This window comes from Gallaecimonas pentaromativorans (assembly GCF_003751625.1).
Classification (GTDB): Bacteria; Pseudomonadota; Gammaproteobacteria; order Enterobacterales; family Gallaecimonadaceae; genus Gallaecimonas; species Gallaecimonas pentaromativorans.
The window spans coordinates 149,671-175,677 of the sequence record NZ_RJUL01000008.1; the positions used below are offsets into that span (position 1 = coordinate 149,671).

General features: G+C 58.9%; 20 protein-coding genes. 17 read left to right on the forward strand and 3 right to left on the reverse strand.

Annotated elements, in window-relative coordinates; translation table 11 throughout:
• Nucleotides 1–328 precede the first annotated feature (328 nt).
• From EDC28_RS15265 to EDC28_RS15285, 5 genes are all read left to right on the forward strand, one after another.
• A complete protein-coding gene (locus EDC28_RS15265) occupies nt 329–3,217 on the forward strand; it encodes a TonB-dependent receptor domain-containing protein (protein ID WP_123422192.1) in 2,889 nt (962 codons plus the stop codon).
• Between the two features lie 203 nt (nt 3,218–3,420).
• A complete protein-coding gene (locus tag EDC28_RS15270) occupies nt 3,421–5,496 on the forward strand; it encodes a TonB-dependent siderophore receptor (RefSeq protein ID WP_123422193.1) in 2,076 nt (691 codons plus the stop codon).
• 85 nt (nt 5,497–5,581) lie between these two features.
• Nucleotides 5,582–5,974 carry an MAPEG family protein gene (locus tag EDC28_RS15275; protein WP_123422194.1) on the forward strand — a complete coding sequence of 131 codons (393 nt, stop codon included), beginning with the start codon at nt 5,582–5,584 and terminating at the stop codon, nt 5,972–5,974.
• 69 nt (nt 5,975–6,043) lie between these two features.
• Nucleotides 6,044–6,436, forward strand: a complete 393-nt coding sequence (locus EDC28_RS15280) for a DUF3224 domain-containing protein (protein WP_123422195.1) — start codon at nt 6,044–6,046, stop codon at nt 6,434–6,436.
• Complete coding sequence (locus EDC28_RS15285) at nt 6,433–6,909, forward strand: GNAT family N-acetyltransferase (RefSeq protein WP_123422196.1); 477 nt, start codon at nt 6,433–6,435, stop codon at nt 6,907–6,909. Before EDC28_RS15280 ends, EDC28_RS15285 begins: the two co-directional genes overlap by 4 nt.
• A 59-nt stretch (nt 6,910–6,968) precedes the next feature.
• Here the strand turns inward: EDC28_RS15285 and EDC28_RS15290 are convergent, their stop codons facing one another.
• Nucleotides 6,969–7,436, reverse strand: a complete 468-nt coding sequence (locus tag EDC28_RS15290) for an Rsd/AlgQ family anti-sigma factor (protein ID WP_050659301.1) — start codon at nt 7,434–7,436, stop codon at nt 6,969–6,971.
• A gap of 100 nt (nt 7,437–7,536) precedes the next feature.
• Here EDC28_RS15290 and nudC point away from each other — a divergent pair, with 100 nt between their 5' ends.
• The 4 genes from nudC to EDC28_RS15310 all read left to right on the forward strand — a co-directional run bounded on the left by nudC (nt 7,537) and on the right by EDC28_RS15310 (nt 16,122).
• Nucleotides 7,537–8,346 (forward strand): NAD(+) diphosphatase, encoded by an 810-nt coding sequence (gene nudC / locus EDC28_RS15295; protein ID WP_050659302.1) that lies wholly within the window; start codon nt 7,537–7,539, stop codon nt 8,344–8,346.
• 70 nt (nt 8,347–8,416) lie between these two features.
• The gene (locus EDC28_RS15300; protein ID WP_123422197.1) at nt 8,417–10,858 is read left to right on the forward strand and encodes a PepSY domain-containing protein; all 2,442 of its coding nucleotides are present in this window, start codon (nt 8,417–8,419) and stop codon (nt 10,856–10,858) included.
• Nucleotides 10,859–10,924: 66 nt separating this feature from the next.
• On the forward strand, nt 10,925–11,989 hold the full coding sequence (gene hemE / locus EDC28_RS15305; RefSeq protein WP_050659304.1) for a uroporphyrinogen decarboxylase: 1,065 nt from the start codon (nt 10,925–10,927) through the stop codon (nt 11,987–11,989).
• Nucleotides 11,990–12,087: 98 nt separating this feature from the next.
• The gene (locus EDC28_RS15310) at nt 12,088–16,122 is read left to right on the forward strand and encodes an EAL domain-containing protein (protein WP_123422198.1); all 4,035 of its coding nucleotides are present in this window, start codon (nt 12,088–12,090) and stop codon (nt 16,120–16,122) included.
• Here EDC28_RS15310 and EDC28_RS15315 read toward each other — a convergent pair.
• Nucleotides 16,115–16,642, reverse strand: a complete 528-nt coding sequence (locus tag EDC28_RS15315; RefSeq protein WP_050659306.1) for a DUF1439 domain-containing protein — start codon at nt 16,640–16,642, stop codon at nt 16,115–16,117. The genes EDC28_RS15310 and EDC28_RS15315 overlap by 8 nt on opposite strands.
• A 253-nt stretch (nt 16,643–16,895) precedes the next feature.
• On the opposite strand from EDC28_RS15315, the gene mdh reads away from it, so the two are divergent.
• Nucleotides 16,896–18,068 carry an iron-dependent methanol dehydrogenase gene (gene mdh, locus EDC28_RS15320; RefSeq protein ID WP_123422199.1) on the forward strand — a complete coding sequence of 391 codons (1,173 nt, stop codon included), beginning with the start codon at nt 16,896–16,898 and terminating at the stop codon, nt 18,066–18,068.
• Between the two features lie 40 nt (nt 18,069–18,108).
• On the opposite strand, the gene EDC28_RS15325 is transcribed toward mdh, so the two are convergent.
• Nucleotides 18,109–19,008: a helix-turn-helix domain-containing protein gene (locus EDC28_RS15325; RefSeq protein WP_050659308.1), complete on the reverse strand. Its 900-nt coding sequence runs from the start codon at nt 19,006–19,008 to the stop codon at nt 18,109–18,111.
• Between the two features lie 155 nt (nt 19,009–19,163).
• Between EDC28_RS15325 and exaC the strand changes: the two genes are divergently transcribed.
• From exaC to EDC28_RS15360, 7 genes are all read left to right on the forward strand, one after another.
• A complete protein-coding gene (gene exaC / locus EDC28_RS15330) occupies nt 19,164–20,681 on the forward strand; it encodes an acetaldehyde dehydrogenase ExaC (RefSeq protein ID WP_123422200.1) in 1,518 nt (505 codons plus the stop codon).
• Between the two features lie 53 nt (nt 20,682–20,734).
• Nucleotides 20,735–20,926 (forward strand): hypothetical protein, encoded by a 192-nt coding sequence (locus tag EDC28_RS15335; protein ID WP_050659310.1) that lies wholly within the window; start codon nt 20,735–20,737, stop codon nt 20,924–20,926.
• Between the two features lie 300 nt (nt 20,927–21,226).
• Nucleotides 21,227–22,315, forward strand: a complete 1,089-nt coding sequence (locus EDC28_RS15340) for a polyamine ABC transporter substrate-binding protein (RefSeq protein WP_123422201.1) — start codon at nt 21,227–21,229, stop codon at nt 22,313–22,315.
• Between the two features lie 47 nt (nt 22,316–22,362).
• Nucleotides 22,363–23,490, forward strand: coding sequence for an ABC transporter ATP-binding protein (locus EDC28_RS15345; protein ID WP_123422202.1), 1,128 nt, complete (start codon nt 22,363–22,365; stop codon nt 23,488–23,490).
• The gene (locus EDC28_RS15350; protein WP_050659313.1) at nt 23,490–24,377 is read left to right on the forward strand and encodes an ABC transporter permease subunit; all 888 of its coding nucleotides are present in this window, start codon (nt 23,490–23,492) and stop codon (nt 24,375–24,377) included. Before EDC28_RS15345 ends, EDC28_RS15350 begins: the two co-directional genes overlap by 1 nt.
• Nucleotides 24,374–25,222 (forward strand): ABC transporter permease subunit, encoded by an 849-nt coding sequence (locus EDC28_RS15355; RefSeq protein ID WP_050659314.1) that lies wholly within the window; start codon nt 24,374–24,376, stop codon nt 25,220–25,222. The genes EDC28_RS15350 and EDC28_RS15355 overlap by 4 nt, the downstream gene beginning before the upstream one ends.
• Before the next feature lie 54 nt (nt 25,223–25,276).
• Entirely contained in the window at nt 25,277–25,978 is a 702-nt protein-coding gene (locus EDC28_RS15360; RefSeq protein WP_123422203.1) for a glutamine amidotransferase-related protein, read from the forward strand.
• Nucleotides 25,979–26,007: the final 29 nt, after the last annotated feature.

Genomic DNA, 26,007 nt, shown 5'->3' on the forward strand with positions numbered 1-26,007 from the left:
CCGCTAAACCGCTTTCATAGAGGTGTCATGGTCGAAATTTGTACAATTCATGGCGTTTTTTGAACAAGTTAAAAACCCATAGGAGGAGTGACAGCATTAAGGCCGATTCCTCATTCGAAAGGGGGTCATCCTATTTGTTAATGTAAGAATATGATTTTAAAGGGTTTTTTCTTTTTCTTGGTTGGCCTTTAATGGGCTTTGTTTGCTTTTTATTTCAATAAGTGTGATCAAGGTAGTGCATATGGGATTTTTATGTAAATTGCATAATCATTCATGTTAAAAATGTCGTTGCTTGTGTTTCATTTTATGTCCAAGGGATGACTAAGCAATGTTTACAACATCAAAACTAAGCCAGTCAGTAAGGCTGGCATTGTCTGTAGGTGCGCTGCTTTCATTTTCATCAACGGCTTTTGCTGCCGAAGAAAGTGCTGACAGCGAAACCAAAAACGTTGAACGTATCGAAGTAACCGGTTCGCGGATCCCGCAATCGGCCAACGTGGTCAGTTCAAGCCCTATTTCCCAGGTAACCGCCGAAGAATTTAAGCTGTCGGGCACGGTGCGGGTCGAGGATTTGATTAACGACCTGCCTCAGGTATTTGCCGGCCAGGCTTCTACCGACAGTAACGGTGCCACCGGTACCGCCACCATCTCACTGCGGGGTTTGGGTTCCCAACGGACCCTGGTTCTGATCAACGGCCGCCGCATGGTCATGGGTTCGCCTTTGGCTGGCGGTATCGCTGCTGACCTTAACCAAATCCCCGTGCAGCTGGTTAAGAAAGTGGAGCTGCTGACCGGTGGCGCGTCGGCAACCTATGGTTCAGACGCCGTGGCCGGTGTTGTCAACTTCATCATGGATGACGAGTTTGAAGGGGTGAAGGTTAACTACCAACACAGCTTCTACGACCATCATAATGACAGTGGCAATGACATCGCCCAGGCCAACCTGGACTCCGGCTTCCCGCTGGCTCCGAGCAATATTCGCGATGGCCATAGCAATGATTTCTCCATCGTCATGGGCGGCAACCTCGATGGCGGCAAAGGCAACATCACCGTTTATGCCACCCACCGTAACATCGAAGCCGTAACCCAGAACAACCGCGACATCAGCGCCTGTGCCCTGCGTGGCCATGCCGGTGATTGGAGCTGCGGTGGTTCCGGTACCACCCCCGATGCCTATGTGTTTACCAATGATGGCAGCCTCGATGCCTTTGTCGACAACGGCCAGTTTGTTCCCTATGACGGCCGCGTATACAACTACGGGCCTCTGAACTACTTCCAGCGCCCTGATGAGCAGACCACCATGGGTGCCTTTGCTCATTACACCATCAACGATTACCTGGAGTTCTACAGCGAACTGGGTTACATGAAGGATACGTCTGTTGCGCAGATCGCTCAGTCCGGCGCCTTCTTCGTTGATACCACCTTCAACTGTTCCAACCCGCTGCTCACCGCTGCCCAATACCAAGTGGCCTGTGCGGACCGCGGCCTGGGTGTGAACGACTCCTTTGACGTGACCATCGCCAAACGTAACGTGGAAGGCGGTCCTCGTCAGGATGACCTGCAACACATCAACCAGCGTTTTGTGTTTGGTGCCCGCGGCATCATCAATGACGACTGGAACTACGACGTGTCATTCAACTATGGCAACGTCAACATGACCGAGGTCTATCAAAACGACATGAGCAACAAGGCCATTGCCAATGCGCTCAACGTCATTGCCGACCCGGTAACTGGCCAGGCTGTCTGTGCCGGTAACGATCCTGATTGTGTGCCCTGGGATATCTACAACCCCCAGAATATCACTCAGGACCAGCTTGATTACCTGACCCTGCCGCTCTACTCCAAGGGCGAAACCGTGCTGCGGGAGTTCAACGCCTACACTACTGGCGACCTGACCAACTACGGCATCAAAACCCCTTGGGCGACCCTGGGTCCGCAAGTGCTGCTGGGCTATACCCACCGCAGCGAGTCGCTGAGCTTTGATCCCGATAAAGGTTACGAGTCCGGTGACGGTGCTGGCCAAGGTGGCCCGGCCACTGCCGTAGACGGCTCCTTGACTGTAGACGAGTACTACACCGAGGTCCGTGTGCCGCTGGTTGAAGATGTGCCTTTCGCAGACAACCTCAACCTGGACCTGGGTTATCGCTACTCCGATTACTCCACCAATATCAATACCAACACCTATAAAGTGGCGCTGGGTTGGGACATCAACAGCCAAATCAAGCTGCGTGGTAGCTATCAGAAGGCTTCTCGTCACGCCAACATCCGTGAGCTGTACGTCTCCACCGGTCTGGCACTGTTTGATTTGGATGAAGACCCCTGTTCTGGCGACACCCCTTCGGCAACGCTGGAGCAATGTGCCCGTACCGGTGTTACCGCGGCCCAATACGGCAACATCATGAACAACCCGGCTGGTCAGTTTAACTACCTGCAAGGTGGTAACCCTGACCTCCAGCCTGAGCGTTCCAAAACCGTGTCCTTCGGTTTTGTGTATCGCCCCTCTTGGCTGGACGGCTTGGACTTCACCGTTGATTACTTCGATATTGACGTAAAAGACGCCATCAGCAACGTACCGCCCTCTTTCATCATTGACCAATGTCTGGCTACTGGTGACGCCACTTTCTGTGACGCCATCCACCGTAACGCCAATGGCTCACTGTGGCAGGGTTCTGGTACTTCAGCTGGCTATGTCTCTGCAACCAACATCAACATTGGGTATGAGAAGCGTACCGGTATCGACGTAAACAGCAACTATGTCACTGATTTGCCTGCTGGTTTGGGTACTCTGCACCTGAACTTGGTCGGTACTTACTACGACAAGTTTGAGAGTCAACCTGTGGTCGGTTATGACACCATCGAGTGTGCTGGTAAGTGGGGTGGTGACTGTGGTTCCCCGAACCCTGAGTGGTCTCACAACCTGCGTACCACCTGGGAAACTCCGTGGTTGGGTATGGCGCTGTCAGCCAACTGGCGTCACATCGGTAAGGTTGATGACTTGAACGAAGTTCAAAACATCAATGCTCAAAACTACATCGACCTGACTGCTCAGTTTGCAGTACTGGAAGGCGGCAAGATCACTCTGGGTGTGAACAACGCCTTCGATAGGAATGCTCCGGCCGTGTCCAGCAGCAGCACTGGCACCAACGGTAACACCTATCCCTCCACCTACGACGCTCTGGGTCGCTACGTGTTCCTGGGTGTTGAATACACTTTCTAAAACCACTCCCTGGTTTTTTTAAAGGGCCTTCATTTGAAGGCCCTTTTTTTGCGCCGACATTGCCGAGCGGGCATTGTTTTACATCAGGAAAACCCATTGCACGCGATATTGATAATTATTATCATGCCGAAAATTAACATTCCTTAACCGGCGTGCTGGCCAACAGGTATTGGCAGCACTCCCTTTGCTCGAAAGGACTTGCCATGACCCCGCGATTTTCCCACCTGGCCATTGCCGTAACGACCATTTTGCTCAGCCAGCCCGGTTGGGCCGACGACGACCAGGTAGAACGTATCGAGGTGCTGGGCAGCCAGGGCAATATCACCGACTTGGGCACCGGCCTTGGCCTGGATGAGCGTCAGACCCCGCAATCAATGACGGTGATAGGCCAGGATGTGCTGAGCGATTACCGGCTCAGCACCCTTAACGAGGTACTGGATTACACCCCGGGGGTAACGGTTGAGCGGGTGGAGACGGACCGCACCTATTTCACCTCCCGTGGCTTTGAGATAAACAACATCCAGGTAGATGGCCTGGGTGCACCCTTTTATTCCGATGTGGTCAATGGCGATATTGATCTGAGCATGTACGACCAGGTGCAGGTGCTGCGCGGCGCCGGCGGCCTGATGGCGGGGATAGGTAACCCGGCCGCCACCATCAATCTGGTGCGTAAGCGCCCCACCGACGACACCCGGGGTTATGTGAATCTGAGCGCCGGGCGCTGGAGCGATTATCGCGGCGAGGTGGATGTGTCAGGCAGCCTGGCCAGCAACCTGCGCGGCCGTTTTGTGGGCAGCTACCAGGACAAAGACTCCTACATCGACCTTTACAGTAAGACCCTGTCGTCCCTTTACGGTGTGCTGGATACCCGCCTGGGCGACAACACCTTGCTGACAGTCGGCGTTAATTACCAGGAGAGTAAACCCGAGTCGCCGATGTGGGGCGCCCTGACCCTGGCCTATACCGACGGTTCGCCAACCCACTTTGACCGCTCGTCCAGCACCTCGGCGGATTGGGCTTATTGGAACAGTTACAACACCCAGGCCTTTGCCGAGCTTGAACACCGCTTTGCCAACGGCTGGAGCGCCAAGCTGGCATATAACTACCGGGCCTCTACCCAAAGCGGCGACCTGTTCTATGTCTATGGCACTATTGACCCGGATACCAATGCTGGCCTTATCGGCTATGCCAGCCGTTACACCCTGGACAGCCACGCCAACCAGGTGGACTTGTCCCTTTCCGGCCAATATCAGCTGTGGGGCAAAAGCCACGAGCTGATGCTGGGGGCCAACTGGGTCGAGAACAAGCTCACCGATCAATCCTTGTATGACTTTGTTAACGGCTTTCCGCTGATTGGTGATTTCACCCAGTGGCACGGCCAGGCGCCTTACCCCAACCTGATTGATGGTGCTGATGGCTCCGATCTCAAAGACACCCAAAAGGCGATTTACGGCGCTACTCGCCTTAATATCACCGATAGCCTGCATGTTATTGCCGGTAGCCGGGTGGTTCGCTACCACAGCCAGGGCACCAGTTACGATGAGCCTGAAGACACCAAGGTCAACGACAAGGTCATTCCTTACGGCGGGGTGGTATACGACGTAACCGATGCCTTGTCGCTCTACACCAGCTACGCCAAAACCTTTGACCCGCAAACCGAGCGCACCCTTAGCGGCCACATGGCGCCGTCCGAAGGCAAAACCCTAGAAGGGGGTATCAAGGGCGAATGGTTTAATGGCGGCCTCAACGCCAGCCTGTCGGTGTTTAAAAACGAGTTCAACAACCTGGCCACCAGTCTTGGCCGCTACCAGGGTCAAACCATCTACGAGGGCCGAGATTTTCAAACCAAGGGTTTTGAAGCGCAGCTGAGCGGCGAGCTGAGCGACGAGGTCTCGGTGCTGCTTGGCTATACCCAACAGAACATTGAAGACGCCGACGGCAACACCACCCGCCGCTATGTGCCCAAACAGAGCTTCAAGGCCCTGGCCAGCTACAGCCCAAGCCAAGTCGAAGGCCTAAAACTGGGGGCCAGCATGCGCTGGCAATCGAACATCTATGTCGATGCCACCTATAACGACGCCGGCGATACGGTGCGGGTTAACCAAGGGGCCTTTGCTCTGTACGGACTCTTTGCCAAATACCAGTTCACCCCCAACATTACCGGGCAGCTGAACCTCAATAACATCACCGACAAGACCTATTACAGCAGCCTCTATTGGGATCAGGCCTTTTACGGCTCCCCCCGCAGTTACACCGCCTCCCTGACCTGGAGTTTTTAAAAAAAGCCGCCTCGAGCGGCTTTTTTATTCTCAAGGGTCGGCACTTTGGTAAGCTCGAAGAAAATGCTCTGACAAGGAAAGCAAGGTGCCAGTGACTCCCCTTTATGCCGCCGTGCTGGCGGTGCTGCTGATCGCATTGAGTGTCCGTACCATCCGTGAGCGGCGCCGCGCCCGGGTGGCCATTGGCTGTGGTGGCGACCCGCGGCTCGAGCGCGCCATGCGGGTGCAAGGCAACTTCACCGAATACGTGCCCATGACGCTGCTCCTGATGTGGCTAACCGAGAGCCTATGGGGGCAGGGCGCAGCCTTGCTGCACCTGCCGGGCATGTTGCTGCTGGTGGGGCGGCTTTTACATGGCTACGGGGTAGCGCAACTGGATGAGCCCTACACGTTTCGCATTACCGGTATGTGGCTGACCTTTTTGGCCATGGCGCTTTGCGTGTTGGCCATTCTGGCCCGTTACCTGCTGGCGTTATGAGGAGGTAGCATGCGCGCAATACTGACCCTGTTATGGCTGCTGGTTTTACCGGCGCAAGGAGAGACGCTAATGAGTCAACACACTGCAACCGGCACCTTTGAGGTGAAACTCGATGCCCAGCAAGACGCCAACAGCCCCCTGGGCCGTTGGCTGCTGGGCAAAACCTTCGTCGGCGACCTCAAAGGTCACAGCCTTGGCCAGATGCTGGCCTATGGCGACCCGCGTAGCGGCTCGGCGGGTTATGTGGCGCTGGAGGTCTTTACCGGCAGCCTCAATGGTAAAGAAGGCGGCTTTGCCCTTGCCCATAAGGGGGAGATGGACCAAGGCCAGCAGCAACTGGAAGTCTCTGTGGTGCCGGGTAGCGGTAGCGGCGCCCTCAAGGGGATCAGTGGCCGGTTGCAGATAGATATCAAAGACGGCCAGCACTTCTACCACTTTCAATACCGCCTGCCCGAGCCATGAACATCAGAGCCATCGAAAGTCGCGACTGGCCAGCACTGATGGCGGTGCAGGCCGCCTGCTACACAGAACTTGAGCCAGAGAGCGAAGCGGCCCTCAAAAGTAAATGGCAGTTGGCCCCCGCCACCTGCCTGGCCTTGGCTGACGCCCAAGACCGGCTGGTGGGATATTGCCTGGCTCACCCCTGGAATGGCCAGGCGCTACCCAAGCTTGGGGTGAAAACCACCCCTGCTGACGGCGAGCGGCTCTATCTTCACGACTTGGCTATAGCCCCCTCGGCCAGAGGTAAAGGCCGGGCGAAATCGCTGGTTGAAGCGGTACTCAAGTGTGCCAAAAGGCAGGGCTTTAAGAAGGTCACCTTGGTGTCGGTGCAGGGTTCACAAGGGTTTTGGCAAGGTTGCGGCTTTGCAGCCAGTGCCCGCCAGGCACCGCCCGACTACGGGGACGAGGCTCAGGTAATGGCCCAGCACCTGTAAGCCCGGAGCCGGGTTGTGGGGCGCCGCATCATGGCCAACGGCGCCCGAGGGGTGGAGCGTTAGGCCAGTTGGGTTTGGTGCTGGTAAAGGGCGGCGATCAGCTTGTCTTCAAGGGCGAAGCGCTGCTCCAGGGTTTCTCCCAGGGCTGACAAGTCGCCATCAAGGTTTAGCAAGCTGTCTTCGTCTTCTAGGTCTTGGTATTTGTCATTGAAATCCAGTACCAACTGGGTGGTGTCGGTTATCTTGGGGTAGATGCGCTGGGCCAGCGCCTTGCCTTCTTCACTGCGTTTTTCGCAGCCCATCACCACCTGCTCAAAGACCTCAAAGTGGCCAGCAGAGATGTAATCGAGCAAAATAGCGCAGAAGTTCTCCAGTTGATCGGCATCCGGCAGAGCGGATTGGCCTGGGCCCTTGGCTGCCAGTTTGCAGTAGGTGACCAGGAGTTGTTGGCGGGTTGCCAGCCAGCGATCGATGGTGTCGCTGGCGCCGCCCCATTTTTCTTTGGCTTGTTCGAGCTGGGTGAACATAGTGGTCTCCCTCATTTGGCCATGGCGGGTACGGCTGCCATGTCTCTATCTCTAATGAAAAGGCCGGATGGGATCAACACTTTTCCACAAGGAATCCAACATGTCAGAGCTGTATGTGTCTTTCCCCTCATATACCGATGAGGCGTTGTGGTTACTGGTCAGGGGTGATCAGGTGTGGCTTGACGAAGGCCAGTTACCCACAGGAAATAAGGCGGTTCTCCCCAGTTTTGACACCGAGGCGCCGGCCATTAATGTCGGGCTCTGGCAGGGGCGTACCGTGCTGATGGTGGAATGGCCAGACCGCAATGCCGAGCCGGAGCGCGGCGCGTTCAGCGGCCTGCGGCCCTTTATGGAGCAGGGCCAGTCGCAACTGTTCCAACTGGCTGGCCGCGGCGTGCAATTGGCCAATTTTTTCCGTACTCATCGCTTTTGCGGCCAATGTGGCGCGCGGATGCGGGTGGTGCAGGAAGAGTTGGCGACCCACTGCGACCACTGCCAACACCGCTGCTACCCGCGTATTTCGCCGTCGATGATCGTGGCCATCAAGCACGGCCGGCAACTGCTGCTGGGTCAATCGGTGCGCTTTAAAAACGGTATGTACTCCACCTTGGCCGGCTTTACCGAGCCTGGCGAGTCCATGGAAGACACGGTGCGCCGCGAGGTAATGGAAGAGGTGGGGGTAACGGTGAAGAACATCCGTTATGTCTGCTCCCAGAACTGGCCATTCCCACACTCGATGATGGTGGGCTTTATCGCCGATTATGACAGCGGTGATATTCGGGTCGACCCGGCCGAGCTGCAAGACGCCGCTTTTTTTGATATCGACGCCCTGCCGCCGCTGCCGGTTGAGGGCACCATAGCCCGGTACCTGATTGAACAGGCGCTGGCCGAGATCCGCAGCTCGCTGTAAAACACTTTGCCCGCACCTGGGGGGCGGGTAAGATGGCCCTTCTCTTAATGCAAATCGTTATCATAAGCAGATGTCATCAAAGAAGTGGACGCAGCGGATCAGTTTCAGGGTGCACCAGTGGCTGGGGCTGGCCAGCGCTGCCGTGTTGTTGGTGGTGGGCCTGACCGGCGCCTTGCTGGCCCTTGAAGACCCCATCACCCAGCTTTGGCCTGCTCCCAAGGTGGCGGTTAGCGGAGCGGTGCTGAGCCCGCCGCAGCTGGTGCCGGCTCTGGCCTTGCCGGGCAAGACCTTAAGCCGCATCTATCTTGATGACGACCCGGCCCAGCCTGGCCGGGCTCTGTATTTTGTCGATAACAGCCAAGAGCTTTACTGGCGCGCCTTCAATCCCTACACCGGGCAAATTCTCGGGCCACGGCCTGCGCTGAGCGGCTTTTTCGCCGAGGTGATGGCCATCCATCGCTGGTTGCTGCTGCCCCGGTCCGTTGGCAGTGTGATCACCGGCAGCGCCGCCCTTTGCGCCATCGTGCTGCTGATTGCGGGCCTAGTGCGCCGGGCGCCGGATCGCATCGGCCGCCTCAAAGACTGGCTGGCCTGGAAAAAGGGCGCCAAGGGGCGCCATGCCCTGTGGCAGTTTCACGCCTTGCTGGGTACCTGGTTTTTTATCCCGCTGCTGATCATGGCCCTGACCGGCCCTTATTTCGCCTTTGACTGGTACCGCCAAGGGGCCACCTCGCTGCTGGCCTCACAAAGCGTGGCCAAGACGCCGGCCAGTGAGACCAAGGGGCTAAACCTTGAGGCGGCCTGGCAGGGGTATCTCAAGGTGCGGCCCGATGGCCACTATGCCCGCTGGCAGATGCCCCGTGGCCCCAAAGGAGCGCTGGTGGTGCGTTACCTCGAAGCGGACGCTCCCCATCATCATGCCTATTCCTTTGTCAGCCTGGACGCCCTGAGCGGCAAGGTGCTGGCCCATAAGCGCTACTCCGAGCTCCGCGGTGGTGATGCGCTACTCGCCAATGTCTATGCGCTGCACACCGGCCTTTATTTTGGCCTGGCAGGGCACGTTATCTGGTCGCTGGCGGCCCTTGCTTTTGGCTCTTTTGCGGTCACCGGGGTCTGGCTCTTTGTGGTGCGCCGGGCCCGGCCCAAGAACAGCCAGGCTGGCGCTGCCGATACCCTTATCGCCTATGCCAGCCAAAGCGGCACTGCCGCCGCCTGCTCAGAGCGTCTTAAACGCTGGCTGGACGGCCAAGGAGTAAACAGCCATCTGGCAACCCTCGCCACCCTGGAGCCGGCCCAGCTCACCCAATACCGGCAGGTGTTGTTGCTGGCCGCCACCTATGGCGAAGGCCAGGCCCCCGATGCGGCATTAGCGTTCCAGCAGCGGCTGAGCCAGGGTGGGGTGTCGCTGCACGGGCTTGAAGTGGCGGTGCTGGCCTTTGGCGACCGCCAATACCAGCATTTTTGCGCCTTTGGCCATTGGCTGGCGGCGCAGCTGACCGAGCTAGGGGCCAGCCTGCTGCTGCCGGTCACCGAGGTAGACAGAGGCGCGCCGGGTGCCATCGATGCCTGGCACCATAACCTGGCCGGGCGCCTGGCCCTGGAAGCGGCCGAAACCGTCGACGACTGGCAAGAGGCCATGGTGATGGCCAACCGCTGCTTGAACCCCGGCAGCCAAAGGCCGGTGCACGACCTGCACCTGGCCGTCGATGGCGCCTATCAGGCGGGCGATCTCCTCGAAGTCTTACCCCAGCGGGAGGAATCCTGGGCGCGCGCGCAGCTGGCGAGCATTGGGCTCGACCCAGCCGCCCTGGTGTTGGTGGACAACCAACTGCTGCCCCTTTGGCAGGCCATCGCCCTGCACCGCGAATATGCGCCGCTCTGCGGCCTTGGCGCCCAGGATTATGTTGACCAGCTCACCCCGCTGCGGCCCCGCACCTACTCGGTTGCCAGTGACCAGGGGCCGGTCAGGCTGATGGTGCGCGAGCAGCGCCTGGCCGATGGCGGCTCTGGGCTGGCCTCTGGCCTGCTAGCGAGCTGCCGGCCAGGCCAGCGCCTCAAGGTACGGCTGCGCCATCACGGCAGCTTTCACCTGCCCAGCGATGACAAGCCGCTTATCCTGCTGGGGGCTGGCACCGGTCTGGCGCCTTATCTTGGTTTTTTGGAGGCGCGCCAGCGCCTGGGACACAAGGCGCCGCTGTGGCTCATTTTTGGCGAGCGCCACGCCCAGCAAGACGATTATTACCGCGCCGAGCTTGCTGCTTTTGAGGAGCTTGGACTGGTAAGCCGGTTGGATAAGGCCTGGTCCCGCGACCAGGGCCAATATGTGCAGCATTGCCTTGCCGATCAATCGGATTTGCTTGAGCGCTACCTGGCTGGCGGCGCCCATCTTTACCTTTGTGGCGCCTTGGGCGGTATCGGCAAAGGGGTATCGGCGATGCTTGATGAACAGTTGGGCGAGACCGCCGTTGCAGCGCTGCAACAGCAAGGGCGGCTGCACCGCGATTTGTATTGATTTACGGCAAGGGTTCGGTGGCAACTGCTGTTACAATGCGGCCGTTGTGAACATTGAGGCGGCATTATGCGCGAGTTGAAAAACGATCGTTACTTAAAAGCCCTGCTTCGCCAGCCGGTGGACCAAACCCCGGTGTGGATGATGCGCCAGGCAGGGCGCTACCTGCCTGAGTACAAGGCCACTCGCGCCGAGGCGGGTAGTTTCATGGACCTTTGCAAGAACGCCGAGCTGGCTTGCGAGGTCACCTTGCAGCCGCTGCGCCGTTACGCCCTAGACGCCGCCATTCTGTTTTCCGATATTCTTACCATTCCTGATGCCATGGGGCTGGGCCTGTACTTTGAAACCGGCGAAGGCCCCAAGTTCGAGCGCCCGATAAAAAGCGCGGCCGACATCAAGGCCTTGCCGGTGCCGGACCCAGAGCAGGAGTTGGGTTATGTGATGAATGCGGTGCGTACCATCCGCAGCGCTCTTGATGGCGAAGTGCCGCTGATTGGTTTTTCCGGCAGCCCCTGGACCCTGGCCACCTACATGGTGGAAGGGGGCCCGACCAAGACCTTCTCCAAGATCAAAAAGCTGATTTTCTCCGAGCCGGCCCTGGCCCACGTGATGCTGGATAAATTGGCCGATGCCGTCACCCTTTACCTCAACGCCCAAATCAAAGCTGGTGCCCAGGCGGTGCAGATCTTCGATACCTGGGGCGGGGTGCTGTCAGGCCCGGCGTACCGCGAGTTCTCCCTTAAATACATGGAGAAAATCGTGGCCGGCCTTATCCGCGAGCACGAGGGGCGCCGGGTGCCGGTGGTGCTCTTTACTAAGGGCGGCGGCCTGTGGCTCGAAGACATCGCCGCCAGTGGCTGTGACGCCGTGGGCCTCGACTGGACCATCGACATAGCCGATGCCCGCCGCCGCATCGGCGACAAAGTGGCGCTGCAGGGCAACATGGACCCGTCCATGCTCTACGCGCCGCCGGCGGTTATCGAGCAGGAAGTGGCGCGCATTTTGGCCGGCTTCGGCCAAGGCCCCGGCCATGTATTCAACCTGGGCCACGGCATCCACCCCGACGTAGACCCGGCCAACGCCGGCGCCTTTATCGACGCGGTTAATCGCCTCTCCCGCTCCTACCACGGTTGAGCCCAAGCCCCCTTCACGGGGGCTTTTTGTTGCCGGCGTTTGTTTTCTCTTTGTTTCCTGCCAATACTCAAATCCCCAAGGGATGTAAGGAAGGCAGGATGCACAGAGTCTCCCTCACCAACAGAGTGGCCTTGCTGGCAGTGGTCGCGGTTCTGGTTACCGGCATCTTGGTGCAATGGCTGACTTTCTCCCAGATGGCCAGCGGCCTGACCAAAGAGCAGCAACAGCTGCTGCAATCGAAAACCCTCAACCTGCAACAAGCCATGGACAGCTACCGCGACGACGCCCAGTTGCTGGCGAGCCTGGGTGACGTCAAGCGCTGGTTGGCCCAATCCCCACGTGCACCGGCCCCGGCCTCCTTGGTGGATACTTTCGCCGAGATGATGGAATACACCCCGGATTACTTTCAGGTGCGGCTTCTGGATGGCAGCGGCCAGGAACTGCTGAAGGTAGAGCGCCAGGACAACGGCCGTATCCACCAAGTGACGGATGACTTGCTTCAAGACAAAAGCGACCGCGACTACATGATCAACAGCCAGGGCCTGGCCCCGGGCGAGCTCTATATCTCCCCCATGAACCTCAACCAGGAATTTGGCCGCATCCAAATTCCCCATCTGCCCACGGTTCGCTTGCTGGCGCCGGTGGTAGACGATGCCGGCAAGCGCCTCGGTTTTGCCGCCCTCAATGTGGATTTTCGCTACGACCTCAACAGCTACCTGGTGGACGACCGTAACGAGTCCTACACCTATCTGCTCAATGAAAAAGGCCAGATATTGTTCTCGCCTCAGCCCAACGAGAGCTTTGCCTTTGAGTTGGGCCAAGATCTTCGCCTGCAGGACAAATTCCCGAGCCTGATGCACTCGGCCTTTACGCTCACCGAGGATGACCGCCTGGACTTGCTGAGCAACATGGTGCACCAGGACGGGCGCTACTTTTTCATCAGCCCGGTCTACTACACCGCCAACGGCGAAGGCCGTTATTGGTTTGTGGTCAGGGCTCTGCCGCAGCATTTTTTGCTGGCCGATGCCCTGAAATTTCGCAATATCTTCCTGTTGCAGCTGCTGGCATTGGTGGTGCTGATGTTCCTGCTGCTGACCTTCGGTATCAGGCGACTGCTCTACCCATTACGGCTGCTGGGCCAGGCCACCTATCAGGTTGCCAGGGGCAACTATGGCGCGGCGCTGCCAGCAGCCAACTCCAAGGAGCTTCGGCGCCTGACCGACGATTTTACCCATATGCTCAACCGCCTCAAGGACAGGGAGATTGAGCTGACCCAGAACAAAGACCGCTTTGCCTTGTTTTTGTCGAAGGTGCCCTGCGAGGTGGCCATTTTTGATATGGGCATGCGCTATGTGGCGGCCAGCGATCAGTGGATCGCCAGCCACAGCTTGGATGCCCTGCATTACAAGGGCCGCAACCATTACGATGTTTTTGAGAGCGAGTCGGAGGAGTGGCGTAGCATCCATGCCCGCTCTTTGCGCGGCGAAAGCCAAAAACGTGATAGCGACAGCTTTATGGTGGGCGACCGGGTGCAGTGGCTGCGCTGGGAAGTGGTGCCTTGGTATGACGGCAGCGATCGCCAGGGCGGCATCATCGTCTTTCAAGAGAACATCACGGAGCGGGTGGCCTTGGAGGCTGGCAAACAGGAAAGCGAACAGTTGCTGCGCGCCACCTTCGATAACGCTCCCGAAGGCATTGCACTGGTGGATACCGAGCTGAAATGGCAGCGGGTCAATCGGTGGTTGGCCAAGGTGCTGGGCAATAAGCCAGCCGCCTTGGAAGGCAAAAGCGTGGTGGCTATGGTCAGCCACGACAGCCGTGACCGGCTGCGGGCGGCGCTGATGTCCCTTAAAGAAGGCGGGGTCAAGCATCGCCAGATTGATCTGTGTTTCGAGTTTGAGCTTGACGACGATCTGCTGCTGGAAGCCCATATCGCGGCGGTGCGAGGCCGGGGTGGGCAGCTGCGCCATTATGTGTTCCAGATGCGCGATGTCACGGTGATCCGCCTGCTGCAACAGCAGCAGCAAAGCGTGTCGGAACGCTTGGACATGGCCACCAAGGCCGGGCGCATCGGTATTTGGGAATACCAGGTTGAGACCGCAGAGCTGCACTGGGACGAGCTGATGTACAGCCTCTATCAACTGGAGCCGGAGAACGATAAAGAGTTGTTGAGCCGCTGGCGGGCCAGGGTGCATCACGACGACCTGCCGGATCTGCAAAAGCGCTTTGACGATACTCTCAAGCTGGGCTTGCCTCTCGATTCCCAGTTCCGGGTGCAACTGGACGATGGCGAGCTGCGCTTTATCCGCACCATGGCTCAGGCCATTCGTGACGAGCAGGGCAGGGTAGTGCGGGTGGTGGGCTGCAACTGGGATGTCAGCGAATTCAAGTTGGCCGAGCAGGCCCTGGCCGAAGAAAAAGAGCGCCTTAATGTCACCCTTGGCGCCATTGGCGATGCGGTGCTGTGCACCGATGCCCAGGGGCATATCACCTATCTCAACCATGTGGCCGAAGAGTTGCTGGCCTGGAGCAGTGGCGAGGCAATGGGCCGCAATGCAGAGCTGGTGTTCACCCTGTACGACGAGCATAGCGATCAGCTGCTGGATAACCCCATCCACCGCTGCCTGAGCCTTAACAGCCTGCAACACCCGGCTCAGGATGTGGTGATGGTCAACCGCCGTGGCAAGCGCTTTGACATCCTTTCCTCGGTGGCGCCGGTGCGAAGCCCCCAGGGCGCGGTTACCGGCACGGTGATGGTGTTCCAGGACATGACCCGCACCAAGTCGTTGCAGCGTGAGCTCAGCCACGCCGCCGCTCACGACGCCTTAACAGACCTTCTTAACCGCGCCCAGTTCGAGCAATGTGTCGAGCATTGCATCGACAGGGTGCAGCGCTCCGGTAAATCGGCGCAGCTGTGCTTTTTTGACCTCGACAGCTTCAAGGTGCTAAACGACAGTGCTGGCCACAGCGCCGGTGATGCGCTGCTTATCGAGCTGGGGCAGCTGTGGCGAAGCCTTATCCGCAGCGAGGAAGACACCCTGGCCCGGCTGGGGGGCGATGAATTTGGCTTGCTGTTGGAGCATTGCAGCCAGGAAAAGGCCAAGCAGATCGCCGAGCAGATGCTCGATGAGGCCCGCAAGCTCAACTTCCGCTGGGAAGGCCAGGATTACGACGTAACTGCCTGTGTGGGCATTGCCAGCATTACCCCCGGCACCCAGTCACTGGCGGAGGTGATGTCCCATGCCGATGTGGCCTGTTATGCCGCCAAGGCCTCGGGCCGGGCCCGGGTCTGTATCTACAGCGGCGATGACATGGCGCAGATGAGCCATCAGGAGCTGATGATGGCCTCGCGGCTCAAGGCCGCCATCTCCCAGCAGCGCTTCTTGCTCTACAGCCAGCTTATTCAGCCCTTTGACGGTGAAGAGCGGATGGTGGAGCTGCTGCTGCGGCTGCGTTCAGACGACGGCGGCATCATCGGCCCCGGCGCCTTTATTCCGGCGGCAGAGCGCTACGATCTGATGGAGCAGCTCGACTTATGGGTGCTGGAGCAGGTGCTGGTCAAACAAGGGCCCAGTCTTGCCGAGGCGCCCATCGACTGCTTCTTCGTTAACCTCTCGGCCAATTCTCTTGGCAGCGAGCGTTTTGCCCACCACCTTTTGGAATGGCTCAACAACAGCCCCCTGGCGGCCCATCGCATCTGCTTTGAGATAACCGAAACCGCCCTTATCAACCAGATGTCCAACGCCATCCGCCTGGTGCAGCAGATCCGCTCCATCGGCGCCAAGGTGGCCATCGACGACTTCGGTTCGGGGCTCAGTTCTTTTGCCTATCTGCGCCACTTCCAGGTGGATTTCATCAAGATTGACGGCTGTTTTGTGCAAAACGCCGTCCAAAATCCCCTGGACAGGACCATCATCTCCTCGGTCAGCAACATCGCCCACCGGATGCAGGCTAAAAGCATTGCCGAATGGGTGGAGGACGATGTGACCGCCAACCTGATGCACAAGCTGGGGCTCGACTATGCCCAGGGCTATTTCTTCAGCCACCCGCAGCCTCTGGCCCAATTGCTGGCCCAAGAGGGCAAGGCCGAGCGGCCGGCGCCACAATACGGCAAATCAGGAGGCCTTAATTAGCGGCTTTGAACTGCAGCTTGCCGTCGCCCACCGTCATGTTGAGAGGGATATGGGCAAAGGGGCTGCTGTCGGGGATGCGATACACCGGGTGGTTGTCGAGGTACTGGGTCAGCCATTTGCCCATGGCGCTGGTGTCGGGGCCCAAGCTGCCGCTGTAGCCGAGCAAGTCGGCCTTGGCGGCCAACAGCCGCACGTTACGTAGATAAACCGCTTTGCCTTCCAGTGACGGGGTGCCCTCCACCGACAGGTGAATGGCCAGTGGCACCGCCTTGAATAGCCTGCTGAGAGCGGCTTCACCGCCAACATCTATCCGCGCTTTTTGGTCGGCCAGTTTGATATCCAGCTGGTCGATGTGGGTTTCTACGCCCAATTCCTTACCCAAATCCTGGCTCCAACCGTCCAGTTGCTGGTTGAGGCGGCTTTGCAGCTCGCTTTGGCTGATGCTAAAGCCGGTCAGGCTAGCAAGTTGGGCGCAGCCGGTCAGGGCCAGGGCGGCAAAGGCAATAATGCGTTTTTTCATAGGGGTATCTTTTGGTTGGCTTTTTAAAAGCTTACCAGCTCATTGCTGAACCGGTGGCGCCGGGTGGGGCTTTTCAGTAAAGGCTTTTTTACTGGCCCGATGACTCTGGCAGGCAAGTTTGATGGGCGCACTCTTCGTAGGGTTATTAGTGCAGCAAGGGCCTGCTCTTTGATCGAGATCCGGTTGCCATAAGGATCTTGAGCGCAGACTGGGCCCACTTCATAACAGCCATCTTCCAATGAAGGAGCATGTCATGGCTATCAAAGCACTTGCCGATCAAACCTTTGGATTTTTCATTCCCTGCGTCACCCTGATGGGGCTGGGCAGCGCCGCCGAAGTGGGCCCCAAGGCCCGTGAGCTGGGCGCGCGCCGGGCTCTTATCGTCACCGACGCTGGCCTGCACAAAATGGGGGTGTCGGACCAAATCGCCACCTTCCTCAAGGCCGCCGACGTGGATGCGGTTATCTTCCCTGGCGCCGAGCCTAACCCCACCGACACCAACGTCCACGATGGGGTTAAGGTCTACCAGGACAACGACTGCGACTTTATCGTCTCCCTCGGTGGCGGCAGTGCCCACGATTGCGCCAAGGGCATCGGCCTGGTGACAGCCGGTGGCGGCCATATTCGCGATTACGAAGGGGTGGATAAGAGCACCGTGCCCATGACCCCCTTGATTGCTGTGAACACCACCGCCGGCACCGCCTCGGAGATGACCCGCTTTTGCATCATCACCAACACCGACACCCATGTGAAGATGGCCATTGTCGATTGGCGCTGCACTCCGCTGGTGGCCATTGACGACCCCAAACTGATGGTCGGTAAGCCGCCGGCCCTGACCGCCGCCACCGGCATGGACGCCCTGACTCACGCCATCGAGGCTTATGTGTCTACCGCCGCCAACCCCATCACCGATGCCTGCGCGGAAAAGGCCATTCGCCTCATCGCCAAATGGCTGCGCCCGGCGGTTGCCAACGGCCAGAACCTCGAGGCCCGCGACGCCATGTGTTACGCCCAGTACCTGGCGGGCATGGCCTTTAACAACGCTTCTTTGGGGTATGTGCACGCCATGGCGCACCAGTTGGGCGGCTTTTACAACCTGCCCCACGGGGTTTGTAACGCGGTATTGTTGCCCCATGTGTGCGAGTTCAACCTGATTGCCTGCCCCGAGCGCTATGCTGACATCGCCGATTTCATGGGTCTCGATACCCTGGGCATGACCGTCACCGAAGCGGCCGAGGCTGGTATTGGCGCCATTCGCGAGTTGGCAGCGGCCATCGGCATTCCTGCGAACCTCAGCGTCCTTGGGGTAAAAGAAGCCGACCTTGGGGTGATGTCCGAGAACGCCCAGAAAGACGCCTGCATGCTCACCAACCCGCGCCTTGCCACCCACGCCCAGGTGGTGGCGATCTTCCGGTCTGCCCTGTAAGGGGTGCTGGCAACAAAAAGCCCGCCAATCGGCGGGCTTTTTAATTGAGCTTTTGGCGATAGCGCCCCGGGGTGACCCCGGCGGCGGCCTTAAAGCGGCGGTTAAAGTGCGACAGGCTCTGGTAGCCCAGTTCAAAGGCGATTTCGGTCACGCTCATCTGGCCTTCAGTGAGCCAGCGCCGGGCCTGCTCGATACGCAGCTGCTGCAGATATTCCCCTGGGGTCTGGCCCAGCTCCTGTTTAAAAAGCCGGTAAAGCTGGGCCTTGGAGATACAAGCGGCCCGGCTTAGCAGGTCCATGTCCAGGTGCTGGCTGGGGTCGTCTTTTAGTTGCTGCATGGCGGCCAGCAGGCCGTGGTGGATCTGCCCTTGTTCGACGGCGCTTAACAGCAGGTCACGGCTTTGCTGGCGCAGCAGGCGCATCACCAGTTCGGTCAGTTGCAGCTCGATAAGAATTTTTTGTTCTGCCACCGGTTCGATAAAGGTGCCTATCAAGCGTTCCAGCAGCCGCTGGGTTTCGCCGTTATGGCGGCAATGTACCGCCTTGGCCTGGTACTGGCAGGGGCCAAGAGTCGGGTCGCGCTGGTCGCTTAGCATCTGCGCCACCTGCTCGATACGGGCCGGGGTGATGTCGATGGCAAGGCAGGTGGTGGGAGTTTGCGGGCGGGCGTCGGGGAAATCTATCCACACCGGTTGGCCCGGCGCCAGCACAAAAGATTCGTGGGGTAAAAAAAGCTGCGGGCTGTCGCTGACGCCGTGCATGCTCTTGGTACCGCTGAGCATGGCGCAGTACAGCAGGTTCTCGGAACTGAGCGCCACCTGGCTGGCCGGCTCGTAGGTGTCGTAAATGGCCAGCTCGACTTGGGGGCCGTTGAAACAGAGCCGGTTTTCGACCGCTTCCTTTCGTCTTTTATCGCCGTGCAGTAATTCGAGCTTTTGCATGAACGCAATTCCTCCGGTGGCACATCACCTTAACGTAAGCGTCTATCCTTATCTGGCCCGATGAGTGTGTGAGGCAAGTCTTTGCAACTCAGGGGCAAGTGTCCTTGGCAGTAGGCAGCCATAGTAACCGCAATACAACAACAGAGGAATGCAGCATGATTTATGCTCAACCTGGTCAAGCTAACGCTGTGGTTAACTTTAAAGATCGTTACGAAAACTTCATCGGTGGCCAATGGCAGCCGCCGGTAGAAGGCCAGTACCTGGACAATCTCTCGCCGGTCAACGGCAACGTTTTTTGTAAGGTGCCCCGCTCCAGCGCGGCAGACGTAGACAAAGCCGTGGCTGCGGCCCACAAGGCGGCCGCCACCTGGACCAAAACCTCGGTCACCGAACGCTCCAACCTGCTGCTGCGCATTGCCGATCGCATCGAGCAAAATGTCGAGATGCTGGCCGTGGCCGAAACCTGGGACAACGGCAAGTCGGTCCGTGAAACCCTCAATGCCGACGTGCCGCTGGTGGTGGACCACTTCCGTTACTACGCCGGTTGTATCCGCGCCCAGGAAGGCAGCATCAGCGAGATTGACGAAAACACCGTGGCCTACCACTTCCATGAGCCGTTTGGGGTGGTGGGGCAGATCATTCCCTGGAACTTCCCGCTGCTGATGGCGGCCTGGAAGCTGGCGCCGGCGCTGGCGGCGGGTAACTGCGTGGTGCTCAAACCCGCCGAGCAGACCCCGGCCTCCATCTGTGTGCTGATGGAAGTGATTGGCGATTTGCTGCCGCCCGGGGTGGTGAACATCGTCCACGGCCTTGGCGCCGAAGCCGGGGAAGCCCTTGGCACCCACACCGGCATTGCCAAAATCGCCTTTACCGGCTCCACCCCGGTGGGCTCGCGGATCATGGCCAACGCCGCCAAGCTTTTGATCCCCGCAACCCTCGAGCTGGGCGGAAAGTCCCCCAACATCTTCTTTGAAGACGTAATGGACCACGGCGATGCCTTCCTCGACAAATGCGTCGAGGGCCTGCTGATGACCTTCTTCAACCAAGGTGAGGTGTGTACCTGCCCGTCGCGAGCCCTTATTCAGGAGTCCATCTACGACCGCTTTATGGAGAAGGTAATGGCCCGCGCCAAAGGGCTGCGCCAGGGTAACCCGCTGGACACCGAGACCATGATTGGTGCCCAGGCCTCCAACCAGCAGCTGGAGAAAATTCTTTCCTACATGGATATCGGCCGCAGCGAAGGGGCCGAAGTGCTGATGGGCGGCGCCAGGGCCACTGTGTCTGGCCTGGAATCAGGCTTTTATGTGCAGCCCACCATGCTCAAGGGCAACAACAGCATGCGGGTGTTCCAAGAAGAGATCTTCGGGCCGACCCTTGCCATTACCACCTTCAAGGACGAGGCCGAAGCGCTGGCCATTGCCAACGACACCAGCTTTGGCCTTGGCGCCGGGGTCTGGACCCGCGACACCGCCCGTGCCTATCGCCTGGGCCGGGGTATTCAATCCGGCCGGGTTTGGACCAACTGCTACCACCTGTACCCGGCCCACGCCGCCTTCGGGGGCTACAAACGCTCCGGTATTGGCCGCGAAACCCACAAGATGATGCTGGACCACTACCAGCAGACCAAGTGCATCTTGATGAGTTACGACGAAAAGCCGCTGGGTTTGTTCTAACGCTAAAAAACGCCGCTGCTGCGGCGTTTTTCTTATCCCCCTGGTGCGTATTCATGCAGGGCAATGGCGTGGCGGGCAGCGCCAAAGCGGGCCTGGAAATCGCCCTGATTTTTCGCATTTTTCCCTTGTTGTTCCTATGCTTGACGAGCGCCACCCCGGCCGCAGCAATGGCCTGGGAAGAGGCGACTTGGCACCTGCATTTTGGTGCAGCTCTCATAGATAAAAAAAATCTGCCCGAGGGATGAAAAAACCGTTTGGCAAGGCCGGATTTGCGATTATATTACGCGAAAATTTGAGCTCCTTTCCAAACCTGGGGTGCGACCCACCTCTAGGCGTAAAAAGCAAAGCATTCCAAACCTTGGCAGTGGATGCTGCCGGTTTTGGGCAATAGGGTCCTGGCTTGCCTGCCAGGGTTTTGATTGGGATGTAAGCGCCCGGCTTCCCGGGTTGCCATTGAAGTGGGTCTTAACGTGCTTTCGAGTGCGGTGTGCCGTTTCGGCTGCCCCCGGCAAGGCAGGTTTGACCAAAACCTGAAGGAGACTTCCATGCACAAGTCCGTGTTCGCCCTGGCAGGCCTAGCCCTGATGAGCGCCACTGCCCTGGCCGATGACGCCAGCCTGCACATCTATAACTGGTCCGACTATATCGACGAACAGAGCGTGCCGCTGTTCGAGAAAGAGACCGGTATCAAGGTTACCTACGACGTTTTCGACAGCAACGAGATGCTCGAAGCCAAACTGTTGGCCGGGCGTAGCGGCTTTGACGTAGTGGTGCCTTCCGGCCAGTTCCTGGGTAAACAGATTCAGGCCGGCGCCTTTATGAAGCTGGACAAGAGCAAGCTGCCCAATTGGCACAACCTCAACCCCAAGCTGATGAAGATCCTCGAAACCTACGACCCGGGTAACGAGCACGCCTTCCCCTACATGTGGGGCACCACCGGCATCGGTTTTAACCCCGACAAGGTCAAAGCGGTACTGGGCGCCGATGCCCCCACCGACAGCTGGGCCCTGGTGTTCGACCCCAAGAACATGGAAAAGCTCAGTAAGTGCGGCGTGGCCTTTTTGGACGCCCCTTCCGAAGTGCTGCCTGCCGCCCTTAACTACATGGGCCTGAACCCCAACTCGGAAAACCCCGGCGACTACGCCAAGGTTGAAGCGATGCTGGGCAAAGTGGCGCCCTATGTCACCTACTTCCACAGCTCCAAGTACATTGACGATCTCGCCAACGGCGACATCTGCGTGGCCATCGGTTTCTCCGGTGACGTGCTGCAGGCGGCCACCCGCGCCGAAGAAGCCAAAAACGGCGTCAAGGTGTCTTACGTCATTCCCAAGGAAGGCGCCGGCATGTGGTTTGACATGATGGCTATCCCCGCCGATGCCCCGCATCCAGAGCAGGCCTACAAGTTCATGAACTTCATGCTTGACCCGAAAAACATCGCCCGGGTGTCTGACTTTGTGTCTTACGCCAACGCCAACAGCGCCGCTACACCGCTGGTGGATGAAAAGGTACGTAACAACCCCGGCGTGTATCCCACCGCCGAGGCCGAGGCCCACCTCTTTACCTTCGCCATCTTGCCGCAGAAGGTAGAGCGTGTTCGGACCCGAGTCTGGACCAAGGTCAAATCTGGTCAGTAATCAAAGCGGCCGGGTTTAGCCCGGCCCTGTTGTTTTTGGAGGTAGCAATGGCAACAACTGGCAGCGAAGCGCCTATCGCAACGCCCCCAGTGCTGCTGACCATTGAAGGCGTCAGCAAATTCTTTGGCCAGGTCAAGGCAGTGGACAACGTCAGCCTGGAGATCAACAAGGGCGAGATCTTTGCCCTGCTGGGCGGTTCCGGCTCGGGTAAAAGTACCCTGCTAAGGATGCTGGCAGGCTTTGAGCAGCCCTCCAGTGGCCGCATTCTGGTAGACGGTGTGGATATCACCGAACTGCCCCCCTACAAGCGCCCCATCAACATGATGTTCCAGTCCTATGCCTTGTTCCCGCATATGACGGTGGCCCAGAACATTGCCTACGGCCTCAAGCAGGACGGCCTGGGGAAAGCAGAAATCGCGGCCAGGGTCGATGAAATGCTGCGCCTGGTGCGCATGACCGATTACGCCCAGCGCAAACCCCAGCAACTTTCCGGTGGCCAGCGCCAACGGGTGGCTCTTGCCCGCAGTTTGGCGAAAAAGCCCAAGCTGCTGCTGCTGGACGAGCCCATGGGGGCGCTGGACAAAAAGCTGCGCACCCAGATGCAGCTGGAGCTGGTGCAGATCATCGAGTCGGTGGGGGTAACCTGCGTCATGGTAACCCACGACCAGGAAGAGGCCATGACCATGGCCCAGCGCATCGCCATCATGAACGAAGGCTGGATAGTGCAGCAGGGCAGCCCGCTGGACATCTACGAAAGCCCCAATAGCCGCATGACCGCCGAGTTTGTCGGCTCGGTGAATATGTTTGAAGGGGAGCTGACCGACGACGCCCCCGACCATGCGATCATCCATATTCCCGAGCTGCCGGTACCGGTGTTTGTGTCGCGCGGCGTCACCACCTCCATGGAAGATCCCATGGTGTTTGTAGCGGTGCGCCCCGAAAAAATGCAGGTGAGTTTTGAGGCGCCGGAAGACAGCCAATACAACTGGGCCCAGGGCAAGGTTCACGACATTGCCTATCTTGGCTCTCACTCGGTCTATTACATCCGCCTGAGCTCCGGTCAGCTTATCCAGAGTCAGTACACCAACATCGAACGCCGCGGCGAGCGCCCCACCTGGGGTGACGATGTGTACGTGTGGTGGGAGTCCGCCAGCGCCATGGTGCTGAGGAGCTGATGATGAAGATCCCCGGTCGCCGCTTTGTAATGGGCATCCCCTTTGCCTGGCTGCTGCTGTTCTTCGTGGTGCCTTTTCTCATCGTCCTGAAGATCAGCCTCTCCGAAAGCATTGTCGGCATTCCGCCCTACAAGCCGCTGCTGGAATGGGCTGACGATACCCTCAAGGTGGTGATGAACTTTGGCAACTTCGTGTGGCTGGCCGGTGACGGCCTCTACTTTGATGCCTATTTCAACTCCTTGAAGGTGGCGGCCATCAGCACCTTGCTGTGCCTGCTGGTGGGCTACCCCATGGCTTATGCCATTGCCCGCGCCAAGCCCAGCACCCAGCCGGCGCTGCTGCTGCTGATCATGCTGCCCAGCTGGACCAGCTTTCTTATCCGCATCTATGCCTGGATAGGCATCCTCAAAAATCAGGGGCTGCTGAACCAGTTTTTGATGTGGCTGGGGGTTATTCACGAGCCGCTGCATATCCTCAATACCAACACTGCCCTGTATATCGGCGTGGTTTATGCCTACCTGCCGTTTATGGTGCTGCCCCTTTACGCCAACCTGAGCCGCCACGACCAGTCCCTGCTGGAAGCGGCCTCCGACCTTGGCGCCCGGGGCTGGAAGGCGTTTTTCACTGTGACTTTGCCGCTGTCCAAGGCCGGCATGATTGCCGGTGCCATGCTGGTGTTTATCCCGGTGGTAGGGGAGTTTGTGATCCCCGAGCTGCTGGGAGGCCCCCAGAGCCTGATGATCGGTAAAGTGCTGTGGAACGAGTTCTTCGCTAACCGCGACTGGCCGGTAGCGGCCGCCCTGGCGGTGGTGATGCTGGCGCTATTGTGCCTGCCGATTGCCTATTTCAACCACCAGCAAGCCAAGGAACTGGAGGGCGAACAATGAGCCGGTTTTCGCTGCGTGGACTGAGCCCGGCCCGGGTCTGGTTTGTGCTGGGCCTTATCTTCCTGTACGCGCCGATGGTTATTCTCATCATCTACTCGTTTAACAGCGCCCGGGTGGTGACGGTGTGGGCCGGTTTTTCCACCAAATGGTACGGCGAGCTGTTTAGCGACAACCAACTGATGAGTGCGGTGTGGGTAAGCCTGCGGGTGGCGTTCTTTACCGCCTGCACCGCCGTGGTGCTGGGCACCATGGCCGCCTTTGTGCTGGTGCGTTTTCGCCCCAGCCGCTGGAAGACGGCGTTTTCCAGCATGGTCACGGCGCCGCTGGTAATGCCTGACGTTATTATCGGCCTGTCGCTGCTGCTGCTGTTTGTGGCCATGGCCAACACCCTGGGCTGGCCCCAGGACCGCGGTATGGTCACCATCTGGATAGCCCACGTCACCTTCTGCTCGGCCTATGCGGCGGTGGTGATCACCTCGCGGCTGCGGGAGATGGACTTAAGCCTGGAAGAAGCCGCCATGGATCTCGGCGCGGCGCCCTTCAAGACCTTTATGACCATCACCCTGCCACTGCTGACCCCGGCCCTGGCGGCGGCCTGGCTGCTGTCTTTTACCTTGTCTATCGACGATTTGGTGATCGCCAGCTTTGTGTCCGGCCCCGGCGCCACCACTTTGCCCATGGAAGTATTCAGCTCGGTGCGTATGGGGATCTCCCCCAAGGTCAATGCCCTGGCAACGCTGATCATCCTGGTGGTGTCGTTGGCCGCCTTTATCAGCTGGCTGCTGGTGCGGCGCGCCGAAAAGCGGCGCAGCAACGATCTTAAGGCCCTCAAAGGCACGGCTTGATGCCCAGGTGAAAAAACGGCAAGGTGACCTTGCCGTTTTTTTTGGAGCCTGCCCGTGAAAGTCGCCCTGCTGCAAACCGATATCCTGCATCCCGAGTTTCTCGATGAGTATCTGGGCTATGGCCATATGTTCCAGCAGCTGTTTGGCGCCGCTGGCCTTGAGGTACAAAGCGAGATCTTCAGCGTTATCGACGGTATCTATCCCGAACATCCCAGCGCCTTCGACGCCCTCTTGGTAACCGGCTCCAAGGCCGACGCCTTTAGCGATGAACCCTGGGTGTTGCGGCTGGCCGATTACCTGCGCGTGCGCCACCAGCAGGGGCAAAAACTGCTGGGCATCTGCTTTGGCCACCAACTGCTGGCCCATGCCCTGGGCGGGCGCGCCGAGCGCGCCCAAGGCGGCTGGGGAGTGGGGGTGATGGATTATCAGTGGCAAAGCCAGCCAGTCTGGCTCAAGGCCGAGACGCCCGTTTTTAAACTGATTTGCAGCCACCGCGACCAGGTTACCGCCTTGCCTCCCGGTGCCACCTTGCTGGCGGCCAATGCTTTTTGCCCCCATGCCGCCTTTCATATGGGCGATAAGGTGCTGGCCTTCCAAGGCCACCCGGAATTTACCGCCGACTACGGCGCGGCGCTCTTGAAAAAGCGCTGGGCCGATATCGGCGAAGACCGGGCAGGGCCAGCCCTTGAAAGCTACCAGCAGGGCCACGACGGCCTGGCGGTGGCCAAGGTGATGGCCGATTTTATCCGCTACTGAAAAAGCCGCCCCGAGGCGGCTTTTTTAGG

What these genes read in the sequence shown, in the direction of transcription:
- EDC28_RS15300 (WP_123422197.1), top strand. Translation starts at nt 8,417, where the DNA reads ATGTCATCAAAGAAGTGGACGCAGCGGATCAGTTTCAGGGTGCACCAG.
- EDC28_RS15285 (WP_123422196.1), top strand. Translation starts at nt 6,433, where the DNA reads ATGAACATCAGAGCCATCGAAAGTCGCGACTGGCCAGCACTGATGGCG.
- EDC28_RS15290 (WP_050659301.1), bottom strand. Translation starts at nt 7,436, where the DNA reads ATGTTCACCCAGCTCGAACAAGCCAAAGAAAAATGGGGCGGCGCCAGC.
- exaC (WP_123422200.1), top strand. Translation starts at nt 19,164, where the DNA reads ATGATTTATGCTCAACCTGGTCAAGCTAACGCTGTGGTTAACTTTAAA.
- EDC28_RS15270 (WP_123422193.1), top strand. Translation starts at nt 3,421, where the DNA reads ATGACCCCGCGATTTTCCCACCTGGCCATTGCCGTAACGACCATTTTG.
- nudC (WP_050659302.1), top strand. Translation starts at nt 7,537, where the DNA reads ATGTCAGAGCTGTATGTGTCTTTCCCCTCATATACCGATGAGGCGTTG.
- EDC28_RS15280 (WP_123422195.1), top strand. Translation starts at nt 6,044, where the DNA reads ATGAGTCAACACACTGCAACCGGCACCTTTGAGGTGAAACTCGATGCC.
- EDC28_RS15340 (WP_123422201.1), top strand. Translation starts at nt 21,227, where the DNA reads ATGCACAAGTCCGTGTTCGCCCTGGCAGGCCTAGCCCTGATGAGCGCC.
- EDC28_RS15345 (WP_123422202.1), top strand. Translation starts at nt 22,363, where the DNA reads ATGGCAACAACTGGCAGCGAAGCGCCTATCGCAACGCCCCCAGTGCTG.
- EDC28_RS15310 (WP_123422198.1), top strand. Translation starts at nt 12,088, where the DNA reads ATGCACAGAGTCTCCCTCACCAACAGAGTGGCCTTGCTGGCAGTGGTC.
- EDC28_RS15325 (WP_050659308.1), bottom strand. Translation starts at nt 19,008, where the DNA reads ATGCAAAAGCTCGAATTACTGCACGGCGATAAAAGACGAAAGGAAGCG.
- mdh (WP_123422199.1), top strand. Translation starts at nt 16,896, where the DNA reads ATGGCTATCAAAGCACTTGCCGATCAAACCTTTGGATTTTTCATTCCC.
- EDC28_RS15335 (WP_050659310.1), top strand. Translation starts at nt 20,735, where the DNA reads ATGCAGGGCAATGGCGTGGCGGGCAGCGCCAAAGCGGGCCTGGAAATC.
- EDC28_RS15315 (WP_050659306.1), bottom strand. Translation starts at nt 16,642, where the DNA reads ATGAAAAAACGCATTATTGCCTTTGCCGCCCTGGCCCTGACCGGCTGC.
- EDC28_RS15355 (WP_050659314.1), top strand. Translation starts at nt 24,374, where the DNA reads ATGAGCCGGTTTTCGCTGCGTGGACTGAGCCCGGCCCGGGTCTGGTTT.
- hemE (WP_050659304.1), top strand. Translation starts at nt 10,925, where the DNA reads ATGCGCGAGTTGAAAAACGATCGTTACTTAAAAGCCCTGCTTCGCCAG.
- EDC28_RS15265 (WP_123422192.1), top strand. Translation starts at nt 329, where the DNA reads ATGTTTACAACATCAAAACTAAGCCAGTCAGTAAGGCTGGCATTGTCT.
- EDC28_RS15350 (WP_050659313.1), top strand. Translation starts at nt 23,490, where the DNA reads ATGATGAAGATCCCCGGTCGCCGCTTTGTAATGGGCATCCCCTTTGCC.